This window comes from Pedobacter steynii, assembly GCF_900103665.1.
GTDB classification, from domain to species: Bacteria; Bacteroidota; Bacteroidia; order Sphingobacteriales; family Sphingobacteriaceae; genus Pedobacter; species Pedobacter steynii.
The window spans coordinates 72,175-96,353 of record NZ_FNGY01000004.1 but is presented as its reverse complement, the minus strand read 5'-3'; the positions used below and the strand labels follow the sequence as shown (position 1 = coordinate 96,353).

The 24,179-nt window shown below is 42.1% G+C and carries 22 protein-coding genes; 17 read left to right on the top strand and 5 right to left on the bottom strand.

Annotated features, from left to right (window positions below):
- Positions 1-2 precede the first annotated feature (2 nt).
- The 8 genes from BLQ87_RS12665 to ric all read left to right on the top strand — a co-directional run bounded on the left by BLQ87_RS12665 (position 3) and on the right by ric (position 8,713).
- Entirely contained in the window at positions 3-2,237 is a 2,235-nt protein-coding gene (locus BLQ87_RS12665) for a nitric-oxide reductase large subunit (protein ID WP_074607168.1), read from the top strand.
- Positions 2,234-4,363: a ribonucleoside triphosphate reductase gene (locus tag BLQ87_RS12660; RefSeq protein ID WP_074607165.1), complete on the top strand. Its 2,130-nt coding sequence runs from the start codon at positions 2,234-2,236 to the stop codon at positions 4,361-4,363. Before BLQ87_RS12665 ends, BLQ87_RS12660 begins: the two co-directional genes overlap by 4 nt.
- Complete coding sequence (gene nrdD / locus BLQ87_RS34175) at positions 4,341-4,523, top strand: anaerobic ribonucleoside-triphosphate reductase (RefSeq protein WP_143010426.1); 183 nt, start codon at positions 4,341-4,343, stop codon at positions 4,521-4,523. The genes BLQ87_RS12660 and nrdD overlap by 23 nt, the downstream gene beginning before the upstream one ends.
- Positions 4,498-5,178 carry an anaerobic ribonucleoside-triphosphate reductase activating protein gene (locus BLQ87_RS12650; protein WP_074607163.1) on the top strand — a complete coding sequence of 227 codons (681 nt, stop codon included), beginning with the start codon at positions 4,498-4,500 and terminating at the stop codon, positions 5,176-5,178. Before nrdD ends, BLQ87_RS12650 begins: the two co-directional genes overlap by 26 nt.
- Positions 5,179-5,232: 54 nt before the next feature.
- Positions 5,233-6,057: a DUF2249 domain-containing protein gene (locus BLQ87_RS12645; RefSeq protein WP_074607160.1), complete on the top strand. Its 825-nt coding sequence runs from the start codon at positions 5,233-5,235 to the stop codon at positions 6,055-6,057.
- Positions 6,054-7,346: a hypothetical protein gene (locus BLQ87_RS12640; RefSeq protein WP_074607158.1), complete on the top strand. Its 1,293-nt coding sequence runs from the start codon at positions 6,054-6,056 to the stop codon at positions 7,344-7,346. Before BLQ87_RS12645 ends, BLQ87_RS12640 begins: the two co-directional genes overlap by 4 nt.
- Entirely contained in the window at positions 7,333-7,659 is a 327-nt protein-coding gene (locus BLQ87_RS12635) for a metal-sulfur cluster assembly factor (RefSeq protein WP_074607156.1), read from the top strand. Before BLQ87_RS12640 ends, BLQ87_RS12635 begins: the two co-directional genes overlap by 14 nt.
- 97 nt (positions 7,660-7,756) lie before the next feature.
- Positions 7,757-8,713, top strand: coding sequence for an iron-sulfur cluster repair di-iron protein (gene ric, locus BLQ87_RS12630; protein WP_074607154.1), 957 nt, complete (start codon positions 7,757-7,759; stop codon positions 8,711-8,713).
- A gap of 4 nt (positions 8,714-8,717) precedes the next feature.
- Here the strand turns inward: ric and BLQ87_RS12625 are convergent, their stop codons facing one another.
- Positions 8,718-9,992, bottom strand: a complete 1,275-nt coding sequence (locus BLQ87_RS12625; protein WP_074607152.1) for a hypothetical protein — start codon at positions 9,990-9,992, stop codon at positions 8,718-8,720.
- A 173-nt stretch (positions 9,993-10,165) separates the two neighbouring features.
- Here BLQ87_RS12625 and BLQ87_RS12620 point away from each other — a divergent pair, with 173 nt between their 5' ends.
- The 9 genes from BLQ87_RS12620 to BLQ87_RS12580 all read left to right on the top strand — a co-directional run bounded on the left by BLQ87_RS12620 (position 10,166) and on the right by BLQ87_RS12580 (position 19,827).
- The gene (locus BLQ87_RS12620) at positions 10,166-10,645 is read left to right on the top strand and encodes a c-type cytochrome (protein ID WP_074607150.1); all 480 of its coding nucleotides are present in this window, start codon (positions 10,166-10,168) and stop codon (positions 10,643-10,645) included.
- A 22-nt stretch (positions 10,646-10,667) separates the two neighbouring features.
- Complete coding sequence (gene nosZ, locus BLQ87_RS12615; protein ID WP_083361832.1) at positions 10,668-12,662, top strand: Sec-dependent nitrous-oxide reductase; 1,995 nt, start codon at positions 10,668-10,670, stop codon at positions 12,660-12,662.
- A 79-nt stretch (positions 12,663-12,741) separates the two neighbouring features.
- Positions 12,742-13,776 carry a nitrous oxide reductase accessory protein NosL gene (locus BLQ87_RS12610; RefSeq protein ID WP_074607146.1) on the top strand — a complete coding sequence of 345 codons (1,035 nt, stop codon included), beginning with the start codon at positions 12,742-12,744 and terminating at the stop codon, positions 13,774-13,776.
- Positions 13,776-15,014: a nitrous oxide reductase family maturation protein NosD gene (locus BLQ87_RS12605; RefSeq protein WP_074607143.1), complete on the top strand. Its 1,239-nt coding sequence runs from the start codon at positions 13,776-13,778 to the stop codon at positions 15,012-15,014. The genes BLQ87_RS12610 and BLQ87_RS12605 overlap by 1 nt, the downstream gene beginning before the upstream one ends.
- Positions 15,011-15,751 (top strand): ABC transporter ATP-binding protein, encoded by a 741-nt coding sequence (locus tag BLQ87_RS12600; protein ID WP_074607141.1) that lies wholly within the window; start codon positions 15,011-15,013, stop codon positions 15,749-15,751. Before BLQ87_RS12605 ends, BLQ87_RS12600 begins: the two co-directional genes overlap by 4 nt.
- A 94-nt stretch (positions 15,752-15,845) precedes the next feature.
- A complete protein-coding gene (locus BLQ87_RS12595; RefSeq protein ID WP_074607138.1) occupies positions 15,846-16,613 on the top strand; it encodes an ABC transporter permease subunit in 768 nt (255 codons plus the stop codon).
- A 112-nt stretch (positions 16,614-16,725) separates the two neighbouring features.
- Positions 16,726-17,589, top strand: coding sequence for a universal stress protein (locus BLQ87_RS12590; RefSeq protein WP_074607135.1), 864 nt, complete (start codon positions 16,726-16,728; stop codon positions 17,587-17,589).
- Positions 17,590-17,700: 111 nt separating this feature from the next.
- Entirely contained in the window at positions 17,701-18,537 is an 837-nt protein-coding gene (locus BLQ87_RS12585; protein WP_074607132.1) for an FUSC family membrane protein, read from the top strand.
- Positions 18,538-18,633: 96 nt separating this feature from the next.
- A complete protein-coding gene (locus tag BLQ87_RS12580) occupies positions 18,634-19,827 on the top strand; it encodes an FUSC family protein (RefSeq protein ID WP_074607130.1) in 1,194 nt (397 codons plus the stop codon).
- A gap of 45 nt (positions 19,828-19,872) precedes the next feature.
- On the opposite strand, the gene BLQ87_RS12575 is transcribed toward BLQ87_RS12580, so the two are convergent.
- The 4 genes from BLQ87_RS12575 to BLQ87_RS12560 form a co-directional block, all read right to left on the bottom strand.
- On the bottom strand, positions 19,873-21,255 hold the full coding sequence (locus BLQ87_RS12575) for a tetratricopeptide repeat protein (protein WP_074607128.1): 1,383 nt from the start codon (positions 21,253-21,255) through the stop codon (positions 19,873-19,875).
- Positions 21,252-23,318, bottom strand: coding sequence for a hypothetical protein (locus tag BLQ87_RS12570; protein WP_074607126.1), 2,067 nt, complete (start codon positions 23,316-23,318; stop codon positions 21,252-21,254). Before BLQ87_RS12570 ends, BLQ87_RS12575 begins: the two co-directional genes overlap by 4 nt.
- Before the next feature lie 187 nt (positions 23,319-23,505).
- Positions 23,506-23,754 (bottom strand): hypothetical protein, encoded by a 249-nt coding sequence (locus BLQ87_RS12565; RefSeq protein WP_074607124.1) that lies wholly within the window; start codon positions 23,752-23,754, stop codon positions 23,506-23,508.
- Positions 23,755-23,791: 37 nt separating this feature from the next.
- Positions 23,792-24,154, bottom strand: coding sequence for a nuclear transport factor 2 family protein (locus tag BLQ87_RS12560; RefSeq protein WP_074607122.1), 363 nt, complete (start codon positions 24,152-24,154; stop codon positions 23,792-23,794).
- Between the last annotated feature and the right edge of the window lie 25 nt (positions 24,155-24,179).

The following is a 24,179-nucleotide window of genomic DNA, read 5'->3' as shown; positions in this document are numbered from 1 at the left end:
AAATGAACAAAGAGAGAAAACTTTGGATAGGTTTTGCACTGGTAATGAGTATCTCCTTTGCCGTTTTAGGCTATTATGGATATGAAATTTACCAGCAAGCGCCACCGGTTCCTGACCGGATAATTTCCGTTGGGAACCAGGTTGTCTTTACAGGGCAGGAAATTAAAGATGGTCAGAATATATGGCAAAGTATGGGTGGTCAGGAAGTCGGTACAATCTGGGGACATGGTGCATATGTTGCGCCCGATTGGACCGCCGACTGGCTTCATAGGGAAGCCGTCTTTATCTTGAATAAATATGCAAAAAGAGATTTTAATAAGGATTTTGATGCACTGAATGGAGAGCAACAGGCCGCTTTAAAGATGCGGCTCCAGGGAGATGTTCGCAGCAATACCTATAATGAAAAAACAAACACGATCAGCGTTTCTGCTGATCGTCTGGAAGCCATCAGTTATCTGAGTAACTATTACAGAGGCCTGTTTATGGATGAGCCCGAATTTGATCAGCTCAGACACGACTATGCCATCCCGAAAATGTCTATAAAAGACAAGGAACGGATGCATAAAATGAATGCATTTTTCTTCTGGGCAACATGGGCCACGGTCACAGAAAGACCAGGTGCGAAAATATCTTACACACACAACTGGCCATCGGATGAGCTGGTAGGAAATGTGGCCACTCCGGATTTACTGATCTGGTCTGGTATTAGTATCATTCTACTGATTTTTTGTATCGGCATTCTGGTTTTTTATCATGTAAAGTCCGGCGAAGATGAACACCTCGAAACACCTGCAGAAGATCCTCTTTTAAGACAAGGAATGACTCCTTCGATGTACCATATTAAAAAGTATTTTTTAGTGGTCAGCCTGCTGATCGTGCTTCAGGTAGTCATGGGAGTCATCACTGCACATTATGGTGTGGAAGGCAATGGGTTTTATGGAATTCCTTTAGACCAGTTTCTGCCTTATTCGATCACAAGAACCTGGCATACACAACTGGCCATCTTTTGGATTGCTACTGCATGGCTTGCCACAGGTTTGTACATCGCCCCGGCTGTTTCCGGTAAAGATCCGAAATTTCAGGTGTTTGGTGTGAATTTCTTATTTATTGCACTGTTGATCATTGTACTAGGCTCTATGGCAGGCCAATGGATGGGGGTAATGCAAAAACTAAACCTGATTGACAATTTCTGGTTTGGACACCAGGGTTATGAATATGTTGATCTGGGAAGGTTCTGGCAGATATTCCTGTTGATTGGGTTGTTCCTGTGGCTGGCGTTAATGGTAAGACCTTTACTTACGGTATTAAGGCAAAAAACAGCGGAAAAGAGTCTGATCGTGATGTTTCTGATCTCCTGTACTGCAATCGCATTGTTTTATGCGGCAGGTTTAATGTGGGGCAGGCAAATCAATCTGGCCATAGCTGAATATTGGAGATGGTGGGTAGTTCATCTTTGGGTGGAGGGATTCTTTGAAGTATTCGCAACGGTAGTCATTGCTTTTCTATTCGTGCGTTTAGGTTTGCTTAAAACTAAAACAGCAACGATAAATGTTATTTTTTCGACCATTGTTTTTATGTCGGGCGGGATTCTGGGAACCTGTCATCATTTATATTTCTCCGGAACACCTGTGGGTGTGATGGCACTTGGAGCGACATTTAGCGCATTGGAGATTGTTCCTCTGGTATTAATCGGGTATGAAGCTTATCACAATTACCGGCTTTCCAAAGCTACCGAATGGATTAAAGACTATAAATGGCCGATCTATTTTATGATCGCAGTTGCCTTTTGGAATTTCCTGGGTGCAGGGGTCTTTGGTTTTATTATCAATCCTCCGATAGCACTCTATTATGTCCAGGGTTTAAATACAACAGCGCTACATGGACATACGGCCTTATTTGGCGTCTATGGAATGCTTGGGATCGGTCTGATGCTCTTTGTGTTAAGAAGCCTGTTCCGTCATGAAGTCTGGAATGAAAAGCTGATGAAATTTATCTTTTGGTCAACAAACATTGGATTATTAACGATGGCCTTATTCAGCCTTTTACCGATAGGGATATGGCAGGCCGTGGAAAGTATCACACATGGAATGTGGTATGCACGTTCCAGCGAATTGATGCAGCAACCTGGTATGGTTACCCTAAAATGGATGCGTGCGATTGGAGACACACTTTTTGGGTTCGGAATACTGGCCTTGTGTTATTTTGTTTTTGAAATATCATTCAGAAAAAAAAGATGAAAAAACAAGTTATAAAGAGAAACGGAACTTATCACCATTTTGAAGCTTTCAAGATTGCGGATGCGCTAAAAAAATCATTTGAAAGTGTGGGGTTGGTAGCGGATAGTAACATTTGTGAAGTCGTACTCAGCAAGTTGGATGAAAATGACATCTGGGCAGTGGAAGATATACAGGATGTAATTGAACGCGTGCTCTATGAGCAGAAATACTTTGAAGTATTACGTTCTTTTATGTTGTACCGCCACACCAGGAAAATGCAAAGGGAGCATGTTGCCGGCTTAAACGAGGATACGACTTATGTAGACAGCACACAGACGGTTGAAGAGTACATCAGGCAGACGGACTGGAGGATCAAAGCAAATGCAAACACTTCCTATTCAAATGCAGGTCTGGTGAACAATATGGCTGGAAAGATCGTGGCCAATTATTGGCTCGATAAAGTGTACTCACGTGAAGAAGGATATGCCCATCGCGCTGCGGATCTTCATATCCATGACCTCGATTGCCTGACCGGCTATTGTGCGGGATGGAGCCTTCGGGCGTTGCTCAACGAAGGTTTTAATGGCGTAAGGGGAAGAGTGGAGAGTAAAGCGCCTTCGCATTACAGAGAGGCTTTAGGTCAGATGGCTAATTTTTTAGGAATCCTGCAAAGTGAATGGGCAGGAGCACAGGCCTTCAGCTCATTTGACACCTATCTTGCGCCTTATGTTTTTAAAGACCAGCTTTCTTTTAATGAAGTGTTAAAAGCGATCAGAGGTTTTGTCTATAATCTGAATGTGCCTGCGAGGTGGGGACAATCTCCTTTTACAAATATTACGCTGGATTGGTTGGTTCCTCAGGACCTGAAAGAACAGATCCCCACAAAAAATAACCTTCACCTTTTTACCGGCCTTGCCGATGAGGCACTGCTAACTGAAGCCAAAAACAGAGGGGCAAGTCAGCTGACAGACCTGCGTTATGAACATTTTCAGAAAGAAATGAACATGATCAATAAGGCCTATTATACCGTCATGACCGAAGGTGATGCCGGCGGACAACCTTTTACCTTTCCCATTCCGACGGTAAATATCACTGAAGATTTTGACTGGAATGGAGAAAATGTGGACCTGCTCTTTGAGAACACAGCGAAAATTGGCTCTTCGTATTTTCAGAATTTCATCGGAAGTCAGTATATGCTGGATGAAAACGGAAATCAAACCGAGAATCCGGATGCCTATAAACCCAATGCGGTAAGGAGCATGTGCTGTCGCCTGCAGCTCGATTTAAGGGAGTTGCTGAAACGTGGAAACGGACTCTTTGGAAGTGCAGAAATGACCGGCAGTATTGGCGTGGTGACGATAAATATGGCCCGTCTGGGGTATTTATGTAAAGGAAACAAGGAAGCGCTTTACGAACAACTGGACCGGTTGCTTTACCTGGCCAAGTCGACATTAGAGAAGAAAAGGGTTTTTATTCAGGAAATGTATGATCAGGGTTTATATCCTTATACAAAAAGATACCTGAGCCATTTCCGCAATCACTTTTCTACCATCGGTGTAAACGGGATGAATGAAATGATCCTGAATTTTTCGGAAGGTCAGTATACGATTATCGACTCCAGTGGGATCTCTTTTTCATTAGAGATGCTGGAGCATATCCGGATGCGGATGAAGGAATTTCAGGAACATACCGGAAATCTATACAATTTGGAGGCTACTCCTGCAGAAGGGACCACTTATCGTTTTGCTAAAGAAGACAAGAAACGTTTTCCGGATATTCTGCAAGCCGGAAAAGACGCCAATATTTATTATACCAACAGTTCTCAGATTCCTGTTGACCATACCGATGATCCTTTTGAAGCTTTACTCTTGCAGGATCAATTGCAATGTAAATATACCGGAGGAACGGTTTTGCATTTGTATATGCGGGAAAAAATAGCTTCTCCGGAAGCCTGTAAAACATTTGTCAGGAAGGTGCTCACTAACTTTAAATTGCCGTACATCACTGTCACACCGCTCTTTAGCGTTTGCACCATTCATGGTTATTTAAACGGAGAACACGAATACTGTCCGCTTTGCGATGAATCAATTTTAAATGAATATAACCAGTCAAAAGATTTGCATTATGAAAACACAGGAACAATTTGAAATTTTAAGCCGTCATTCAGAAAAAAGAACGAAATGTTTAGTCTATACCCGTGTCATGGGTTATCATAGACCTGTCGAGAGTTTCAATACCGGAAAAAAGGGGGAGCATCAGCAACGAAAACATTTCACAGAAAATGAAAACGGTAACGCCGGTTTATAGCATTACGCCATTTACCTTACTCGATTACCCTGATAGAACAGCCTGCATACTTTGGTTTGCAGGTTGTAATATGCGCTGTTCTTATTGTTATAATCCGGATATCGTGCTGGGAAAAGGAAAGTTGAGCATTAATCAAACAATGGATTTCCTTCATTCCCGAAAGGGAATTCTGGATGGGGTGGTCCTTAGCGGTGGAGAATGTACCCTGCATAAGCATCTGATCCCAGTCATAAAGGAGATCAGGTCGTTGGGTTACGTTGTGAAATTAGATACGAATGGCTGCAGGCCGAAAGTGATGAAGCAAATTCTGGAGGAAAAGCTGGTGGATTATGTTGCATTGGATTTTAAAGCTTTACCCGAGTCCTTTCAGTCGGTCACTTCTTCTGATTTGTTTGCCGAATTTGAAGAAACATTAATGCTTTTAATCAAATCAACTACATGCTTTGAACTGCGAACGACTGTTCATGCTGATCTCATCGATGAAAAAGATTTCAGGGCAATGGTCTGTTTTCTGGAAAGCAAACATTACAAGGGGAATTATTACGTTCAGCACTTTGTGAATCAGGTACCCACCCTGGGCAATCTTGGTTATTCCGGAAAGGAGTTCATCAACAAAGATTTTTCAACTGTTCATATTCAGGTCGTTTTCAGATAACTCAAGCTGCATTAGGTCATGGTGATTTTATGAGGAAAATTAATACAAATAAAGATGGAAAAAAGATTATTGACGATTAACAGAAATACACGTATTACCGCATTGTTAGCGGCAAATCAGGAAGCGGTGATCGAGGCATTGGTGAAGCTTAACCGGAATTTCTCGAAGTTGAGGAATCCGATTTTGAGAAGCTTATTTGCCCGCCGTATCAGCATTGAAGATGCCTGCAGAATTGCGCGTTGCGAGCTGAATGCTTTTTTATCGAGCATGGAGCAAATCGGGTTTTGTATTGATCAACGGCCGGAGGAAGGGATGGTGCCGGCCCCGAAAAAGATAGATTTCAGTCGGCATGAAAATGTCAGGGAACTCGATGTTCGCCCTTATCTGGATCAGGATATAGATCCTTTAAAAGAAATATTAAAGCTGGCTGGTTCCCTAAAAAAGGGCGAATGTATCAAAATAATTAATTCCTTTGAACCTGTCCCGCTGATCAATTTACTCCATGATCAGGGCTTTCTGCATGAGGTAGAGGTTGTGGAGGAAAACCTGGTGGTTACCTGGTTCGAAAAAAAGGAGGAGCCGGTTGTCAACCTATCTGAGGGGCATCCGGTTTCGGTTGACAAGCGGATGTTCGACAGTGTACTGGATCAATTTAATCCGGAGAAGATCAGGTGTATTGATGTCCGTCAGTTGGAAATGCCTCAGCCTATGCTGCGGATCATAGCGAACCTGGAAGAATTAGCGGGTGATGAATTGTTATATGTGCATCATAAAAAACTTCCCGTATTTCTAATCCCGGAATTGACTAAAAGAGGATTGACATTTTTATTTCACCATAAATCAGATCAGGAACTGGAGCTGCTGATCTACAAATCATGAGCACAGTTAAACCTCAAAATGCCCTCTACCGAATCACGGTCTGTCATTATCTGATCGCTGCCTTATTTTTCCTGGCCCTGACGGTGATGTTCCTCTTTTCAACGGAGGCTATTTCCGGTCATTACTTCCAGCCTAAAATATTGGCGCTAACGCATATAGCTGCCCTGGGATGGGGTACGATGATTATCTTCGGTACTTTATATCAGTTGCTGCCCTTTATCCTGGAGACGAGCTTATTTAGCATCCGGCTTTCCTGGTTTAGCCTGGCCTTCTTTGTGCCTGGCGTCATTCTCCTGGTGTATTCTTTCTGGGTGTTTAATCCGGGGCTGAATATGCAGATTGCAAGCCTCCTGATCTTTGTCGCTGTTGTCTTATTTAACCTCAATGTTTTCCTGACGGTGAAGGACAAAAAACAAAAATCTATTGTTACAGAATTCATTCTCACTTCTTGCATCTGGCTCAGTTTAACCGTTCTGTTAGGAGGCCTGATGGTCTTTAATTTTACCTTTTCCTTTTTGCCTAAAGATCATTTGCAGTTTTTAAGGTTACACGCACACATGGGGATCGCAGGTTGGTTCTTAATGCTCATCATTGGGGTTAGTGCGAAATTATTACCCATGTTTCTGGTTTCGAAATATCAAAAAACACACTTGCTGTCCTATAGCTATTATTTCATAAATGCCGCCTTATTGTTGTTTATCCTCGATGGATATGTTTACGGAATTAATTTCAAGACTTATGTAATTTCATTTTTAGGAGTTCTCGGGATCTGTTTTTATATGGCTTATGTTTATCAGTGCGTGATCACGAGGATACGTGCAGGGATCGATTTGCCGATGCTGCAAACACTGCTTTCATTTATATTGCTGGCTTTGGCAATACTGACCTTACCCTTTGTACTTTATTATCATTTGAAACACAATGCACTGGCTACCAATTTATCGGTGTTCTATGGGATTTTGATCTTTATGGGCTGGATTAACTCCTTAATATTAGGGCAGACTTTCAAGATCCTGCCGTATGTGGTTTGGCTGAAATGCTATGAACATTTAACCGGTAAAGTGAAAACGCCCTTACCGGCAGATCTGATTGGTAACGGCCTTCTGTACCTTCAATTTGCTACATTCCTTGTCTTTCTGCTGACCTTCATTCCCGGCTTTCTTTTCTCTTACGACATCCTGAAATACATTGCTGCAGGGAGTTTGTTGCTGACTGCTTTATGCTATGGCATCCACGTCGTTTGCTTGCTTTTACATCCTATTAAAACCGAAAATTATGAACAATCCTGAAACGTTAATTGAGCATAGAACCCAAGTTGTCGAGGCTTTAAAAACGGTTATCGATCCTGAACTGCAAGTGAATATTGTCGACCTGGGGTTGATTTATTTCATGGAGATGAATGAAGATTTCAGTGCCATTCTGATAGAGATGACCTTATCGTCCAAATCTTGCCCGATGGGAGAAAGCATTTTGTCTGCGACCAGAAATTGTATGGAGCGCTCTTTTAAAGCGTTCAAAGTAGAAGTGAAATTGGTTTGGGCTCCCGAATGGAATGCTGATTTCATCTCTGCTGCAGGCATCAGAAAGCTACGGGGATATTGAGCGAAAAGATTATTCCCGGATGTGATTGAGATCATAAAAGGGGGGCAGGACTAAGCGATAGATTTGCCTTTATATTATTCATCTTAAAAAAGATATTATGGAAACGATGATCACATTAAATGTTACCGCTTTAGAACCCCGCTTAAAACACCCGACAATTTTTGAAATATATGATGGCTTAAATCCTGGAGAAGCCTTTGTCATAGACAATGACCATGATCCAAAACCATTGTATTATCAGTTACTGGCGGAGAGAGGTCAGCACTTTACCTGGGCGTATTTGGAGAACGGTCCGGAATTATGGAAAGTGAAAATTGCAAAAAATGAAACGCCCCAAAATGAAGAGACCATTGGAGAGATGGTGACAAAAGATTACAGAAAAGCACAGGTATTCAAATCGTTTGGAATTGATTTCTGTTGCGGAGGAAAAAAGATCCTTGCCGAAGTTTGTAAAAGAAAAGGAATTGATACAGAGGTGGTACAAAAAGCAATGGAATTCCTGAAGGAAGCTCCTGTTGACTCGGAAAATGATTACAGCAAATGGAATCCGGGATTTTTGACCGATTATATCATCAATACGCATCATCAATATGTAAAGGACAATACCACTTTTATTATGGAACTGGCAAATAAAGTAGCTTCGGTTCACGGTGCTCAACATCCTGAAACCATCCGGGTGGCAGAGATCTTTGCGAAAGTTGCCAATGATTTAACCCTGCACCTGATGAAAGAAGAAAAAGTTCTTTTCCCCTTTATCAAAGAGATGTCGGATGTTCAGGATCAAGCCGGCCGATTGTCGGAAAGCGCTTTCGGAGCGGTATCTAATCCAATTCAAATGATGGAATCTGAACATGAGGAGGCAGGTGAAGCTTTGCAGACCATCCGTGAACTGACTGATAATTTTACCTTGCCTGCCGGTGCCTGTAACTCCTACACCATTTTATACAAGAAGCTTGATGAATATGAAAATGACTTACATAAACATGTGCACCTGGAAAACAACATTCTTTTTCCAAAAGCGCTTGCCTTAGAAAAGGAACTTAGACAGCGATAGCATCTTAAGTGTTGATTTTGGTTAATCCATTGTGAATCGTATTTGCAGTGGATTTTTTTATGTCCCATATTTTGCGAACCATCAGGAACAGCCCTGTTCCCATGATCAGTGACGAAACGAATAAGATGATGCCCGTTGGTATCGGCAGATTTATTCCGATCATTTCCAATCCCTGGATCATCAATGCGATTTCCTGAATGATCACGCCCGAAACAAAGGTCATGATTCCGGATTTGCTCATTTTTCTATGCGGTGCCAGGACCTCATTGAAATGGCCAATCAGGAAAAACGAAATGATCCCTAAAAAACACAGATGCAAATACGCGATTACGATTGGCCTGAAGCCAAATGCAAAATCGCTCAGGTTGGGAAAAACGGATAAAAACTGTAAGCTGATTTTGATGACAAATGAAAGTGCAGCCAGGGTCCATAAAAAACGGGTTGTTTTTGTGAAGTAAGTGATGGCCTGTGCTTTGATCAGTTTGAAAAATTTAAAGAAATAAAAGAGGGCTAACAGTTGCAGGATACCGGAAAAAGTAGCGGTCCAGTAGACAAAAGAAGGTAGTTTTAACCAAAGTAAAGAAAGAAAGTAACCAGGAACAACGGTGGCAGCGAGTATCAGGAATAAAGCCCTGTTCAACTTTAGCAAGGCCGCATGCTGACCACGGTTAAAAAATGAAAATAACAGGCCAAAACCCGCAAATATGAACCATCCATTGTATTGGAAATGGAGAAAAAAATAGATCGCCGCAAAGTAATAATCCTGGACTTTAATCTGGGATGCCATTAAATAGGCGAGTGTGAATGCGCCCAGGGAGGAGAGCGCCCATAAAATCAATGCCGTTTTAAACCAGGGCTTCACCGCGAACTCCTCCTTAATTTTTCGCAGGTCCTGCCAGAAAAAATAAATGAAAGCATAGGAGACAAAGATGGAGAGTGTAGAAAAGGTGATGGAAAAGAACGCATAGCCCTGGACCACAAAGGTCAGTAACATCCCGTATGCGGTGATGGTATTGGCAAGCAGGATCCAGTGGTATTTTCTATAATTGGTTTTCAGTCCGTTTTTCAAAAGATAGTTAACCATTAAAGCCATTAAGGCCAGGGTAACCCAACCCACGAAGGCAAAATGGGAGTGGCCATGCAGCAGGTATTTCTGGTTGATCAAAGGCAAAGGGAAATTTATTTTGTACCGTAAGATGATGCCGGCCAGCGCCACAACGAGGAAATTCAGGAGGGCTGTTTTTAGCCAGTTATTCAAATTAAAAGAGGTGGATTCCATAAGTTTTAAAGGAATGTTTTTATACGCGTGTAAAATTCTGTCAAGTAAAGTAAAAATCGTGGTTTAGCATATGATGAACATCATTTTTTAAGAGCCTTTGACATGATTTCGATCATTCTTCAGGATGAATTATAGCTGTACTATTACATAGAAAAACAAACCAATATTTCGTTATGAAAAAACTATTTTTTATTTGCTCATTGGCCTTAGTGATAGCTGCTTGCGGTGGAAAGGTCAACAGCAGTTCGACAGAAACATCCGGAGAAGCCGGCGCAGAGACGGCTGGCACAACAGAGAAGTCCGATTACGATCCCAACCGTGGGGAGGGCAAGTTTACCGAGGTCAAGTTAGAGGAGAAACTTGATCATGTGATGGCCGACAGGGGTAAGCAGGTTGCCGATTTAAAATGTACTTCCTGCCATAAGCTGACTGATGAAAAACTGGTAGGCCCGGGATGGGCCGGAGTAACCAGTCGGCATAAAGCAGAATGGATCATGAATTTTATGACCAATACCGATGTGATGATCGATAAAGATCCTAAGGTTCAGGCGATGCTGGAAATCTGTATGGTCCGGATGCCAAATCAAAGCCTTACTGATGAGAATGCAAGAGATATTCTTGAGTATCTCAGAAAAAATGATGGTGTAAAATAATGTTAAATTAATATATGTTTTTATGAGAAAGTTTCTATACTCTGTTTATTCATTTGCGAGCGTTCTGATGCTGATGAATTTCTCTGGCTGTAAGCCTAAAAGCGCTGGAGATGCGACCGGAAGTGATGCGGCTGGGAAGGTGTATGTTGCACCCGGTAAGTACGATGAAATGTACAATTTTGTGTCTGGTGGTTTTAGCGGACAGGTCAGTGTTTATGGCATACCTTCGGGTCGTTTGTTAAGGGTGATTCCCGTATTTTCTGTTGATCCTGAGAAGGGTTGGGGATATAGTGAAGAAACCAAGCCGATGTTAAATACTTCTCATGGCGAGATTCCATGGGGCGATCAGCATCATCTCGATTTATCACAAACCAATGGTGAGATTGATGGGCGTTGGTTGTTCGCGAACGAAAACAATACGCCAAGGGTGGCGAGAATAGATTTGAAAACATTCCGGACTGCGGAAATTATAGAAATTCCAAACAGTGCCGGAAATCACTCTTCTCCTTTTATTACTGAAAATACAGAATATGTGGTGGCCGGTACACGTTTTAGCGTACCCCTGGATAATGATAACGGAGATGTGCCGATCAGTTCTTATAAAAAGAACTTTAAAGGTACGCTGAGTTTCATTAGTGTGGCACCTAAAGATGGGGAAATGAAACTTGCGTTTCAACTCTTGTTGCCGGGTATGAATTTCGATTTAAGCCATAGCGGTAAAGGGCCAAGTGGTGGCTGGTTTTTCTTTAGCTGTTACAATTCTGAGCAGGCGCATACTTTGCTGGAAGTGAATGCTTCTAAACGCGACAAAGATTATATCCTCGCTGTGAACTGGAAAAAAGCCGAAGAATATGTGAAACAGGGAAAAGGGAAGAAGATTAAGGCCAATTACGTGCATAACAAATACAGTGAATCTACCCATAATGCAACTTCGACGAACGAAAAGGAAACGATCGTTCTTGATGTCAAGGATTTCCCGGATCTGGTCTATATGATCCCTTGTCCTAAGTCGCCACATGGTTGTGATGTTGACCCTACGGGTGAATACATTGTTGGAAGTGGAAAGTTAGCTGCCCTGATTCCTGTATTCTCTTTCAGCAAGATTCAAAAAGCGATTGCCAACAAAACTTATGATGGTGCTTATGGTGGTATTCCGGTATTGAAATATGAAGCTGCATTGTATGGTGAAGTGAAGAAACCAGGTTTAGGCCCCTTACATACCGAATTTGATGGTAAAGGAAATGCGTATACGACCTTCTTTATTTCTTCAGAAATTGTAAAATGGAACATTAAAGACCTCAAAATATTAGACAGACAGCCTACTTATTATTCTCCGGGTCACTTAACGATTGCGGGTGGTAATACCAAAAAACCTTATGGTAAGTACCTGATTGCCTATAACAAAATCACGAAAGACAGGTTTTTGCCAACCGGTCCGGAACTGGCTCAAAGTGCGCAGTTGTTTGACATTAGCGGTGACAAGATGAAATTGCTTTTGGATTATCCAACCATCGGCGAACCTCACTATGCACAAATGGCTCCGGCTTCATTGATTTCTAAGAATTCTCAAAAGATCTTCAAACTGGAAGAGAACAAAAATCCTTATGTGACGATGGGAGAAAAGAACTCAAAAGTGGTTCGTGAAGGGAATAAAGTTCATGTTTACATGACCGCAATGCGTTCCCATTTCTCTCCTGATAATATTGAGGGAATACAAGTTGGTGATGAAGTTTATTTCCATGTCACTAACCTGGAACAAGACTGGGATGTACCACACGGTTTTGGGGTAAAAGGTAATATCAATGCAGAATTGCTGGTGATGCCGGGGGAAACCTCTACCCTGAAATGGGTGCCAAAAAAGGCTGGGATTTTCCCTTTTTATTGTACAGATTTCTGTAGTGCGTTGCACCAGGAAATGCAGGGATACGTTCGTGTTTCTCCAAAAGGATCCAACGTTCCACTTACTTTCAGCCTGGGTAAAAATTCAGAAGCTGCTGATGAAGCATTGAAAAAATAAGTACCTGTAATCAGGCAGGCAATCCAATTGCCCTGCCTGATTAACTGTTTTTTAGCTTCTTTATTTTATACATCTCATTATGAAAACTGTCTATCTCACAAGTACCGTCAGAATGCTTGTATTATTTTGCGGACTCGCTTTGTTCGTTGTCCTTTTTGTTCCGCTCTGGCAAATAGAATTGGCCGCTCCACAATATCCGGAGGGTCTTGTACTGAAAATGTACCCTCATAAATTAGCGGGAAACGTAGATATCATCAATGGGCTTAACCATTATATTGGTATGAAAACGCTGCATACGGGAGACTTTATTGAGTTTAGCGTTTTGCCCTATATCATCGTCTTCTTTGCCGTTTTTTGTTTAATGGTGGCTTCGTTTCTAAAAACCTATAAATGGCTGATCGCTGTATTTACACTGTTCGTGATTTTCGGTGTGCTGGCTATGGTTGATTTCTGGAGATGGGAGTACCAATATGGACATGACTTAGATCCGAATGCAGCGATTAACGTTCCGGGAATGAGCTATCAGCCTCCGCTGATCGGCTATAAACAACTTTTAAATTTTGGTGCCTATTCTATCCCGGATATCGGCGGATGGATTTTTATTGGCGTTGGCGGGCTATTGCTTACGGCGATCGTGATGCAATACAGGGTTCACAAAAAAAGAATATTGACTATGGAAAAAGGAAAAGCAGCCCTTGCGGCTTTGTTTTTAATAGGCCTGTTGGCTTCCTGCAGTACGGGACCTCAGCCTATCAGAGTGGGTATTGATGCCTGTGGTTTTTGTAAAATGGGCATTGCAGATCAACGTTTTGGCGCTGAGCTGATCACAAAAAAAGGAAAGATTTACAAGTTCGACGATTTGCATTGTCTTCTTGAATTTAAAAAAACGCAAACGGTTAAAGCGGAAGATATGGGCTCCATCTATCTGGTCGACTATGAAAAGCCTCATGGATTTATTGAAGCAGAAAAAGCCTTTCTGCTAAAAAGCGACGCGCTGAGATCCCCTATGGGTGGAAATATTGCCTGCTTTGGAGATCAACAGAAACTAAAGGAAAAAGCACAAACCGCTCAGGGCGAAGAAGTGAGTTTCCAAACATTGACGACCGGGAATTAATGAAGAAAGTCTTATATACGCTGGTTATGGTATGCCTGGTTGCGCTTTGTGCAAAGGGCAAAACCATTCGTGTGGGCAAATTAAAACCCTTTAAGTCGATACAGGCGGCAATAGATTTCTCTGTAAACGGGGATACCATTCTTGTTGATCCCGGCCTGTATAAAGAAAAAAATATCATTATTCAGAAGTCGGTCACCTTAAAGGGAATTGGCTTTCCAGTGCTGGATGGTGATAAAAAGTACGCCATCATTTCTGTAAAGGCCAAAAATGTGCTTATCGAAGGGTTTAAGTTACAACGTACCGGAAGGTCGGAAATAAGAGACCTGGGAGCGATCATGATTTATGACAGTTACAAAGTATCTGCGATAAATAACATTCTCGATGATACCAATTTTGGCATTTATGTGCAGAACAGTAAAAAGTGCACGATCAAAGACAATTCGATCACCGCCTACGGTAAGAACGAACTGCAGAGCGGGAATGGCATTCATTGCTGGCGCTCGGATAGTTTGATTATCATAGGGAATAAAATAAAAGGACACCGGGACGGCCTGTATTTTGAATTTGTCAAAAACTCACTGATCTGGAGAAATGTAAGCACAAAGAATGTCCGTTATGGGATTCATTTTATGTTTTCCAACCGGAATACTTATATCGGGAATATTTTTGAAAGCAATGAAGCAGGAGTGGCCGTGATGTATAGCAAAAACATCCACATGTATAACAACCACTTTTTAAACAACTGGGGCGATGCTGCCTATGGGATTTTACTGAAGGACATTACAGATAGTGAGATCTCCGGCAATTATTTCACTAAAAATACGGTAGGCCTGCACATGGAAGGTTGCAGCAGGATAAATCTGTATAAGAATACGTTTAACAATAATGGCTGGGCCGTTAAAATTCAGGCCAGTTGCGATGGAAACGACTTTACCGGAAGTAATTTCGTCGGGAATACCTTTGATATAGGGACGAATGGTTCATTGGTGTTAAATACGTTCACCGGAAATTATTGGGATAAATATGAGGGCTATGACCTGGGAAGGGATGGCATTGGAGATGTGCCTTATCATCCGGTAAGCATGTACTCCATGATCATTGACAGTAACCCGGCAGCACTGATGCTTTTTAGAAGCCTGATTGTTTCGCTGTTAGATAAAACCGAAAAAATACTACCTGGTGTAACTCCTGAAAGTTTAAGGGACGACAAGCCTGTTATGAAAAGAATCCCATTATGATTGTAGCAAAAAATATCACCAAGAGTTTCTCCAGATTAAAAGCTTTAGACGAAATGTCTGTGACCTTTTCTAAAGGGGAATGTATTGCCTTGCTCGGGCCAAATGGTTGTGGCAAAACCACCCTGATCAAGACCATTTTAGGAATGGTCGTCCCGGATAGCGGGACGATTGAATTTGACCATGAGCCGATTGCCGGACAATGGCTTTACCGTAACCGGATTGGTTACATGCCACAAATAGGCCGTTATCCTGAAAATATGACCATTGCGAATGTTTTTGAGATGATGAAAGACATCAGAAAAGGGAGTTGTAAACAACTGGATGAAGACCTGATGGAGAGCTTTGAGCTGAAAGCATTGATGCATAAAAAAATGCACACCTTATCCGGAGGTACCCGTCAGAAAGTAAGTGCCTGTTTAAGCTTTCTTTTCAATCCGGATGTGTTGATCCTGGATGAACCTACAGCAGGACTGGATCCGGTTTCATCTGAAAAATTGAAAGAGAAAATCATCATGCAAAAAGAAAAAGGCAAACTGATCTTAATTACTTCACATGTTTTAAGTGAGCTGGATGACCTGGTGACGGAAGTTTTTTATATGCAGGATGGAAAGCGGGTGTTTTCTAAAAAGATATTGGAATTGAAGGAAGAGACGGGGGAAGAACGGTTGTCAAAAGCAGTGGCGAAGATGATGGTCCTTTCCAATGAACAAAAACACGATAAATCATATACTTTCTAACTGATGAAACCATCATGATCTTACAGATCACACAACGAAATGAATACCAAGATCATGATCGCTTCATAACCGATAAAATTCAGATTATATTCCAATGAAAAAAATCTACAAATACGTACTCCTCGATATTATTCAGAATAAAATAGTCCTGATTTATACTTTTTTATTGCTGGTCATCTCTTTTAGCGTTTTTACTTTAGAAAGTAACTCGGCAAAGGGACTGCTGAGTCTGTTAAATATCATCCTGATTATCGTTCCGCTAATCTGTATCATCTTTTCGACCATTTACATTTACAACAGCTCTGAATTTATTGAATTGCTGGTGGGGCAGCCGGTAAAGCGGAAATCAATCTGGTTGAGCTTATTTGGGGGCCTGGCTTCTTCTCTGTCATTGGCTTTCTTTGTTGGGGTAGGGATTCCGATACTTCTGTATCATGCAGACAGTACGGGAATAATGATGATTGCGATGGGCTTGTTTTTAACCGTTATTTTTGTCAGCATTGCCATGTTCGCTGCAGGGATCATTCGCGACAAGGCGAAAGGAATCGGGCTTTCTATCCTTTTATGGCTTTATTTTTCATTGATTTTTGATGCGATGGTTTTGTTTCTGTTGTTCCAGTTTCAGGATTATCCGCTGGAAAGGGTAATGGTGTTTTTCAGCTTTCTGAATCCGATTGACTTAGGTCGTATACAAATATTGTTGCAGATGGACATCTCTGCACTGATGGGATATACAGGTGCGATATTCAGGGAGTTTTTTGGAAATTCACTTGGCATTATGATTTCATTTGCCGGTTTATTTGTCTGGGTGCTCTTTCCTTTATTGCTCTCGCTGAAAAAATTTAAAAAGAAAGATCTGTGATTTTTTTAATAAGTGACCTCTGTCAGCAAAAGCATTGATGCCCGTCATTGCTTTCCGGGATCTCATTCAGGACATTTGATGTTGTTAATCCTTAATTAATCATCCAGATCATATGAAAACAATAGTTTTATTAACAGATTTTTCCGAGAGTGGCAATCATGCCGTGGAGTACGGTTATCATTTGGCAAAGTTTTTACAGTTGGATGTACTTCTATGTAATGCAATTTTTGTTCCCGTTCCAGTTGCTGAGGCAGGAGGGTTCGTCTGGTCAATGAATGGATTTGAGGGGCTCATTGAAGATAGCAATGAAGAACTGAAGCGGTTAAAAAAACATTTTGAGCATACCGATCATTCCAGTGGCTTTCATCCACAGATCAGTTGTGTCAATCAAACAGGCAGGCTGACCGATGTATTGGAAAATGTCATGGGCATTTGCGAGGTAGAAATGATCGTTATGGGAACGCACCGTAAAGGTATGGGACATTTCCTGCTGGAAAACAATACCAGAAATATGATCAATGCCGCAACTTGTCCTTTGTTACTTGTTCCTCCTGTGGCTAGCCTTAGTAAAATAAGAAAAATCGCTTATGCCACGGATTTTAGTTATCCCGAGCAGGACGCTAAAGCAATCGGCCAGCTAGTGCCATTGGCCAGTGCATTTGGGGCAGAAATTTTAGCAACAAAAGTGCATACGCTTCATGAGGAAAGAGCTGACCATAGGAATGGGGTAAATACGATACTGGCAAAAGTTAAAGCCCGGACCGGCTATCCGGATATTTTCTATAGACCCGTAGAAAATGAACAGGTAGGCATTGGGTTAAGTTTGTGTTGTGAAGCTGAAGCAGTAGACCTGCTGGTGATGGTGCATCGTTCGCACGACTTCGTCGATGTTATTTTAAAAGGCAGTGACACCCAGAAAATGGCTAAACATACCACCATTCCATTACTGGTTTTACCAGATGGTGATAAAACCTGAGGTATTATTGGGCTATTGGCCACCATTGTATGGATTTTTTTTTCGGTTCTTCAACCACATTCCGTTTTTATACAATAATTTTGCGGCGAAATAATAAATTCAGTTCGTTTTATGTTTAGTAAGGGTTTGGTGAAATGGGATAACATACCATCCAGGTTGATCAGTTTGATTTATGGAGAGTATTTTACGGATGCTTTGCGAAATACCATCACCATTGTGCTGCCTTTTGCCCTGCTGTTCTTTTACCATCAACCCAAAATGGCCATCGGAGTGGGGGTGGGTGCGTTGCTGATCAGTTTAACGGATGCACCGGGAAACAGAGCTAACAAATTCAAAAGTGCCATCATTAGTATCCTGTCCTTCTTTGTTACAGCGCTGATCGTTTCCTCCTCACTGGGCAACCACTGGTTAACAGCGGCCAGCATTTTTCTGCTGTCTTTTGTGTTTTCGATGTTCGCCATTTTTGGAAGCAGGATGGCCTTAACAGGGACTATGGCCATTATCCTGGGTATTTTCACCCTTGGACTGCATCCGGTTCATCCCTTATTGTTCAGTTGGTATGTTTTTCTTGGCGGATGTTGGTATTACCTCATCAGTCTGATTCAGATTGCGATCTGGCCTTACCGTTCTTTACATCAGGCGATTTTTGAATGTATTACCACGACCTCTTTATTTCTGAGGTCTAAAGCGAACTGTTATAACCCTGAGGCTCCGCTGGATGAGTGTTACAGCGAAACCATTGCTTTACACATTAAGGTGAGTGAGAAGCAGGAACTCGTGAGAAATCTGTTGCTCAGTGATAAAACAGCCATGAAACCGGCGAATGAAAGAGGACAGCAATTGTTGCGCAGCGCAATCAGCGTCATTGATCTGTATGAGCAGGTAACGGCCATTCATTATGACTATGCAGATGTAAGAAAAGCGCTGGATAAAACCGGAGCCCTGTAACTGATCATTGAACTGATTGATATATTAGCCGAAGAGCTGGAAATACTTAGTGGCATTTTTTTAAGGCCAAAGAAGATTTTGCCCTCTCAGCGTTTTATGAAATTTGAAAAGGCCAAAGCAGAACTCCTCGCCCTTGCGCAACAGGAGGGAGCTGTAAATTCCCGGATCCTGCATAAAGTATTGCGAAATATGGAAGATATCGCACTCCATATTCAGGTGATTAAAGGAGATCAGCCGATCTCTGTCCTTCATCCGGACCTGAGTTCGAACGAGCTTACCTATGAAGATTTTTTATCTCCTCAACTGTTTAGTCAGACGTCGTTAAAACAGCATTTTTCTTTTAGTTCGGCGGTTTTTAAGTTTTCTTTACGACTGGCGCTTTTGTGTTTGTTTGCTTACCTGATCACCCTGTTGTTTCCTTTTGGAAGATACAGTTACTGGCTGTTACTCACGATAGTGATCGTTGCAAAGCCGAGGTTTGGCTTAACCTGGAAAAGAAATGTAGAACGCTTATCCGGTACTTTCATCGGTGCAGTTATCGGGATTGTTTTAATGCTGGTGATTAAACAGGCGGCAGTGTTACTGATCATCTCGGCGTTTATGCTACTTGGTTTTTTTACCTTCAACCGAATCAGGTATTCTATAAGTGTGATGTTTATTACCTCGATGGTGATCTTATGTCTTAGTATTTATGATGGACATGCAGATCACATCATTACGGAAAGGATCTTATATACCATTATCGGTTGTATCATTGCTTTCCTTGCCGCATTTCTTTTCCCGATCTGGGAGACCAAAGGTTTAAAAAGCTTGATTTCAAACATTCTGGAAGCCAACCGCAATTATTTGCTCAAAGTAAAGGAAGAACTCCGGGGGATTCAAACTGGAATTAATGCTTCAAAGCTAGCCAGAAAAAGCGGGTATATCCAGCTGGCTAAATTTTCTGAAGCATTACAATACCTGCACCTGGAACCAAAAAGTAAAGAGGTGGACATGCAGGGAATTTATGCCATCCAGATGCTCAGCTACAGAATTAATTCGATCATTGCTTCTTTATCATTGTCTGCAAAGCAAAATGTCCGACAGGATACCGGAATATTATTGGCATCTGAGGCCTTAAACAATCTGGAATATTGCGTACAACACAGCTGCCGTCTGAATCTGAATCAATTTAATGAAGTGGTACATTCTGCTAAAATCGAAGAGGAAGATGCAGATGAAGGGAATGCACAGCATCAGCTAAATCTCCTGCTGGATTTGTCTTTGGAACTGAAAATGTATTTTATATGAACAAGTATGGCGTCTGATAAAGGCTGACACCATACTTGTAATGGGTTAATTGCTCAAATGCAGGTATTTTGATGCTTTTTTCTGATCACCCAGCTTTGAATAACTTCTGAACAAAAGATCATCCCGTAAATCCTGATCAAGGGTGGTTTCTTCTTTATTCGGGCCCTCCAGGATGCCAATCAGAGATTGGTAATCTTTCAGTTTATACAAAATTGCAACAAACAGACCGGCATTTTCTGCGCTGAAGGTTTTGTCTGTGCCTGTCAGCGCCTCTTTTGCCTCGCTATAGCGCTGTAGTCCCAGATAAGCACTCGCTGCGACGATTTTTGTGGAGTCGTTATCCATTCCACCAAGTTTTTTGTATTCATTAATGACCTTGATGGCGCTTCCATAGTCTTTAGCAGCGAGGTAGATCGCAGAGAGTTTGACTAAGCTGGCTTTTTGTATCAAACCGGGGCTCTGGTCAAGGGTGATCAGCTCATTTTTCACCTCGTTAACCGCTGTATTGTATTCTGTAAGCCAATTTCCATAGGAACTGATTCCTTTCTCCAAGCCATTTTGATAAGTCTGGATCACTTTGTGGTGTTCTCCTGTTGCTGCATAGCTTTGTATGAGCAGGTCATAATAGCTCTTTTGAGGATTGCCGGTCATTGCTATCGCTTTGGAGATCGTCTGTGCAGCATCGTATGGCTGCTCCGTTTCCAGATAGCAGGTTGCCAGGCCGTAGAGGAAATCGTGGCGATCTAGTGAATCCTGACTGAGGGACTGATATAGGGGCAGCGCTTTTGCAAAGTCGTCGGTTTTCAAATACAGGCCCGCAAGCGCAAGTTTTGCACTGTCATTGCCCTTTTCTTTTCCGCTTAACTTTTCCAGATAAACGATCGCTTCTTCCAAATTTCCAGCCCTCAGGTAATAGTTAGCGAGTTGTTTAATATAGTCTGGATTTGTCGGAATTTGTTGATAAGCTTTCAAGCCATAGATCAATGCGCTATCTGGTTTTTTATCCACTTGGTAGATGGCAGAGAGCACATGGTTGAGTTCAGGCTGGGCCGCATTCATTTGTAATGAGTTGAGCATATAGGATTTTGCTTTCCCATGGTCAGACCTTCTCAAATAAACATAACCAAGGTCATGGTAAACCTTAAATTGTTCGCCGTTTTTGAATTCCAATGCTTTAAGGTACAGCGGATCAGATTTTTTTTGTTCTCCCTTTAGCTCAAACACGGATGCGCCAAGGAGATAATCATCCGGAGAATCTGCTTTATTTAACAAAGCTTCAGCGAAACCTGTGGCAAGGTCTAAACGGTTTGCCTGCAGGGCTTCATTCAATTTTATTTTGATCCTGTTTTTGTCTTGAACCTGTGCAACTGCAAACTGGCTATTGAGGAGTATGACCATTGCCAAAAGACATTTCTTTAGTGTTTTCATGGTTTTTGAATAAGGTTGTTGTAAACTAAACTTTTACTTCCCCAGGCCGGGTTGAGAATGGTTTTGTACTGAAGTACCTCTAATGGGATAGCGGGCAGTTGAATGTCAAAATCATGCTGGATATCAAAGTTGTAACTGCCTTTAAGAGACAGGTCAAGGAATTTATTAAAGGTTTCAGATTTCGCTAATGCCAGATAGGAAAGTCCGGCGAGGATTCCTGAGCCACAGTTCAGGATCAGCTTTGGGTTTTTTAGTATTTCTATTAAGAATGGTTCCTTAAGTTTAACTGGTAAGGTCAATTTGCTCATGCTTATTTTAAGAAAAGGATGCTCATTGTTGGTGAGACGTAAGAAGTCTGCCCTCAATTGCAGCTTTTTGTCGGCCAGCGTAATGTGGTTAAGGTTGAACTTGGCCGCGGTAGGGAGGCTGCAGACCATCAATCCGAGTAGTCCCGAAGGAACAAAGCCAAGGCCAACTTCGGCATTGATGTCCGCGTCTATAGATCCGTTGAAGCTGATCGAATTGATGCCGTCTGGCAAGGTTTGGTCTATTCCTCCGGAAATTGTTCCTGAGGCTTTTGCATACCCGTTAAATTTGCCAACAGGTTTAATCATGTTGTCGTATAGGAATATGGCCGCAACGGTAGTATAACAAAATGCTTTTCTGGTAACGAGTTCAGCCGCGCACTGGGTCAGTTTTAGTGCGTTGGCGGCCTGGCATGCAGACCATTTTACTGCATTCCAGGATTTGCAGGCTGCTTGCCTGGCATAACACCATCCTTGCCACCATTTACAGTCATAGTCGCAATTACTCAATCCATTGGAGCAATTGTTTAAGTTGCAGTCAAAATGAATGGCGCCGCAATCTGGTTTCTGAATCTCGTCAAGTTTGATATTTGTCTCCTTAAACGGTGTGGAAATATCAATCTTGTAAGCAAGATCAAACTTAACATCACGGAACAGTTCATTTGTAATTCTTGAAATTGCGCCGTACGACAGGTGGACTGCTGAACTGGTTGAATCCCGGTAATCTATGGTATCCAATCCAATTTTCCAGCTTTCCCGAAAGGCAGAATCCAGATAAGCATATTGCTCGTTAAATTCATTCTGAGGGAGATTTTCGGCGGTTTTATCTGTACTTGCCGAGGTCATATTGGCCAGTACGACGTTATTGACGGAGATCAATTGCTGCTTTTCGTTGACAAAGAACGCGGGCTTTTGCAGGTGATCAATTGCCGGATTAGCTTTAATCGTATCCGTTTGAGCCGCAATAGCGATTGAGCCTGAATCCTCCTTTCCATCTGCTATTGCGGATAGGACGAGCAGATTCTGCGGATTGATCAGGATAACGGGGGTTAGTATTTTGCTTTTTAGCTTAAAAGTAAAATCGTTCCTGATGATAATGTTGGCGTTTGTACCGATCAGTTTTGATATTTTTTCTTCAGGCAAAGGAGGATAACTGATTTTAATATTGATGTCCTTGATCTGTCCGTTGATGTTGTCCATAAATGCCAGACAGAGACTATTTACGGCAAGTTTTGCGGCTTTCCCCAGAAACAGACATTTGCTCAGGTGCAGGGCTTCTATTTTAATGCGTTGAAAGCCAGGCCTCAGGACGAGTGTATCGCCAGCTATGGAAGGGGCCAGTCGTCCGGTAAAAGAAATCTGGATATCCTTCAGGTACTTGTTCTTCTTCAGGAAAAATTTAAGGGAAGTTCCAATAATGAGCTCCTGATTTCCAAGGGAAAAGACGGGCTTTTTTACGACTTCTATTTTTTCCACTTCGGCAAGTCCCAGTGTATCGTTCTTCTTTATCAGGGAATCAAAATACTGGTGAAAGGTGCTGTCCATCATACCTGAACTGATCTTTGCACCGAGATCAACCTGCGAAAGCTTTTGCAGGCCCTCAATGGATTGTTTTACTGCCGCTGTGCTTTTTGCTAAAGAAGATACCGGCGGATACTTTTTGTTCACATAATTGCGGATACCGGGAGCGCAGCCGGTAAACGCAAAAGCGAGCACCAGAATGATGATCGCCTTTGCTTTAATTGAATTTCTGGTCATGTTTTTAAGATTTTGTGGTGGGAATCGATTGGTCTTACCAAAGTTATCCAGCCACGCGTCTTTAGGATAGCGTAAAACCACCCTATTCTCCTGCGTGAAAAAAGCAGGCGATAGGGGTGATAGTACCTAACCAGTAGGAAATATAATCAGCCGGGAGGGAGTCGAATAAGGGGCTGCCTGTTTAGAATCAGTTCAGGGTAAATATAAAATCAGCTTCATTTGTGCTTCCTACGTAGAACTTCAGGGTGCTTTTAGGTGATTTAATTAATGGGGCCATTGGCCCGATGAGGTCGGAAAACTGCATTTTTAGCAAATCCATGTCGGTGTCTTCAGGAACGCGGATCAACAGGTCGCCACCACTGGACCGAATCTTCCAATCTTTGAATGCTTCTTCTCTTTGAAGTAAGGATTTCCATTCCTGCTGATATTTTCCCATTGTCGTATTTTTTATAATTTACGATTTTTTCTTTACACTAGCCATGGTAAACCCTGGATGCATTTATTTTTCCATGGCTGATTTCAAGGACTTCCGCGATCAGCATTTCCGGTTCGCCTTCCACCGTTCTTATATATTCCATAAAAACACGTTCCTCATTGGCAGTGAAGGAGGTAGGTTGGTAATGCAAAGTAGGCAGGCGTTCGAAAGAATCTTTCCACCATTCCCGCAGTGCTGCCTTTCCGCGTACCAATCCTCCGGTTTCAGGCTGTCTTATTTTTAGCTTCGGACTAAAATGGATGGCTTCCTCATCGTATAATGCCAATAGTGATTCCAGGTTGTGGGCGTTGAATGCGTCAAACCATTGTTGGGCGATATGTTCGAAGGAAAGGTTTTTCATAAGGATTTTGTTTTGACCGGCAAAT

What these genes read in the sequence shown, in the direction of transcription:
- BLQ87_RS12645 (WP_074607160.1), top strand. Translation starts at nt 5,233, where the DNA reads ATGGAAAAAAGATTATTGACGATTAACAGAAATACACGTATTACCGCA.
- BLQ87_RS12640 (WP_074607158.1), top strand. Translation starts at nt 6,054, where the DNA reads ATGAGCACAGTTAAACCTCAAAATGCCCTCTACCGAATCACGGTCTGT.
- BLQ87_RS12570 (WP_074607126.1), bottom strand. Translation starts at nt 23,318, where the DNA reads ATGACCAGAAATTCAATTAAAGCAAAGGCGATCATCATTCTGGTGCTC.
- ric (WP_074607154.1), top strand. Translation starts at nt 7,757, where the DNA reads ATGGAAACGATGATCACATTAAATGTTACCGCTTTAGAACCCCGCTTA.
- BLQ87_RS12620 (WP_074607150.1), top strand. Translation starts at nt 10,166, where the DNA reads ATGAAAAAACTATTTTTTATTTGCTCATTGGCCTTAGTGATAGCTGCT.
- nrdD (WP_143010426.1), top strand. Translation starts at nt 4,341, where the DNA reads ATGAAAACACAGGAACAATTTGAAATTTTAAGCCGTCATTCAGAAAAA.
- BLQ87_RS12635 (WP_074607156.1), top strand. Translation starts at nt 7,333, where the DNA reads ATGAACAATCCTGAAACGTTAATTGAGCATAGAACCCAAGTTGTCGAG.
- BLQ87_RS12665 (WP_074607168.1), top strand. Translation starts at nt 3, where the DNA reads ATGAACAAAGAGAGAAAACTTTGGATAGGTTTTGCACTGGTAATGAGT.
- BLQ87_RS12600 (WP_074607141.1), top strand. Translation starts at nt 15,011, where the DNA reads ATGATTGTAGCAAAAAATATCACCAAGAGTTTCTCCAGATTAAAAGCT.
- BLQ87_RS12580 (WP_074607130.1), top strand. Translation starts at nt 18,634, where the DNA reads ATGAAATTTGAAAAGGCCAAAGCAGAACTCCTCGCCCTTGCGCAACAG.
- BLQ87_RS12660 (WP_074607165.1), top strand. Translation starts at nt 2,234, where the DNA reads ATGAAAAAACAAGTTATAAAGAGAAACGGAACTTATCACCATTTTGAA.
- BLQ87_RS12560 (WP_074607122.1), bottom strand. Translation starts at nt 24,154, where the DNA reads ATGAAAAACCTTTCCTTCGAACATATCGCCCAACAATGGTTTGACGCA.
- BLQ87_RS12625 (WP_074607152.1), bottom strand. Translation starts at nt 9,992, where the DNA reads ATGGAATCCACCTCTTTTAATTTGAATAACTGGCTAAAAACAGCCCTC.
- BLQ87_RS12565 (WP_074607124.1), bottom strand. Translation starts at nt 23,754, where the DNA reads ATGGGAAAATATCAGCAGGAATGGAAATCCTTACTTCAAAGAGAAGAA.
- BLQ87_RS12590 (WP_074607135.1), top strand. Translation starts at nt 16,726, where the DNA reads ATGAAAACAATAGTTTTATTAACAGATTTTTCCGAGAGTGGCAATCAT.
- BLQ87_RS12585 (WP_074607132.1), top strand. Translation starts at nt 17,701, where the DNA reads ATGTTTAGTAAGGGTTTGGTGAAATGGGATAACATACCATCCAGGTTG.
- BLQ87_RS12650 (WP_074607163.1), top strand. Translation starts at nt 4,498, where the DNA reads ATGAAAACGGTAACGCCGGTTTATAGCATTACGCCATTTACCTTACTC.
- BLQ87_RS12595 (WP_074607138.1), top strand. Translation starts at nt 15,846, where the DNA reads ATGAAAAAAATCTACAAATACGTACTCCTCGATATTATTCAGAATAAA.
- BLQ87_RS12610 (WP_074607146.1), top strand. Translation starts at nt 12,742, where the DNA reads ATGAAAACTGTCTATCTCACAAGTACCGTCAGAATGCTTGTATTATTT.
- nosZ (WP_083361832.1), top strand. Translation starts at nt 10,668, where the DNA reads ATGAGAAAGTTTCTATACTCTGTTTATTCATTTGCGAGCGTTCTGATG.
- BLQ87_RS12575 (WP_074607128.1), bottom strand. Translation starts at nt 21,255, where the DNA reads ATGAAAACACTAAAGAAATGTCTTTTGGCAATGGTCATACTCCTCAAT.
- BLQ87_RS12605 (WP_074607143.1), top strand. Translation starts at nt 13,776, where the DNA reads ATGAAGAAAGTCTTATATACGCTGGTTATGGTATGCCTGGTTGCGCTT.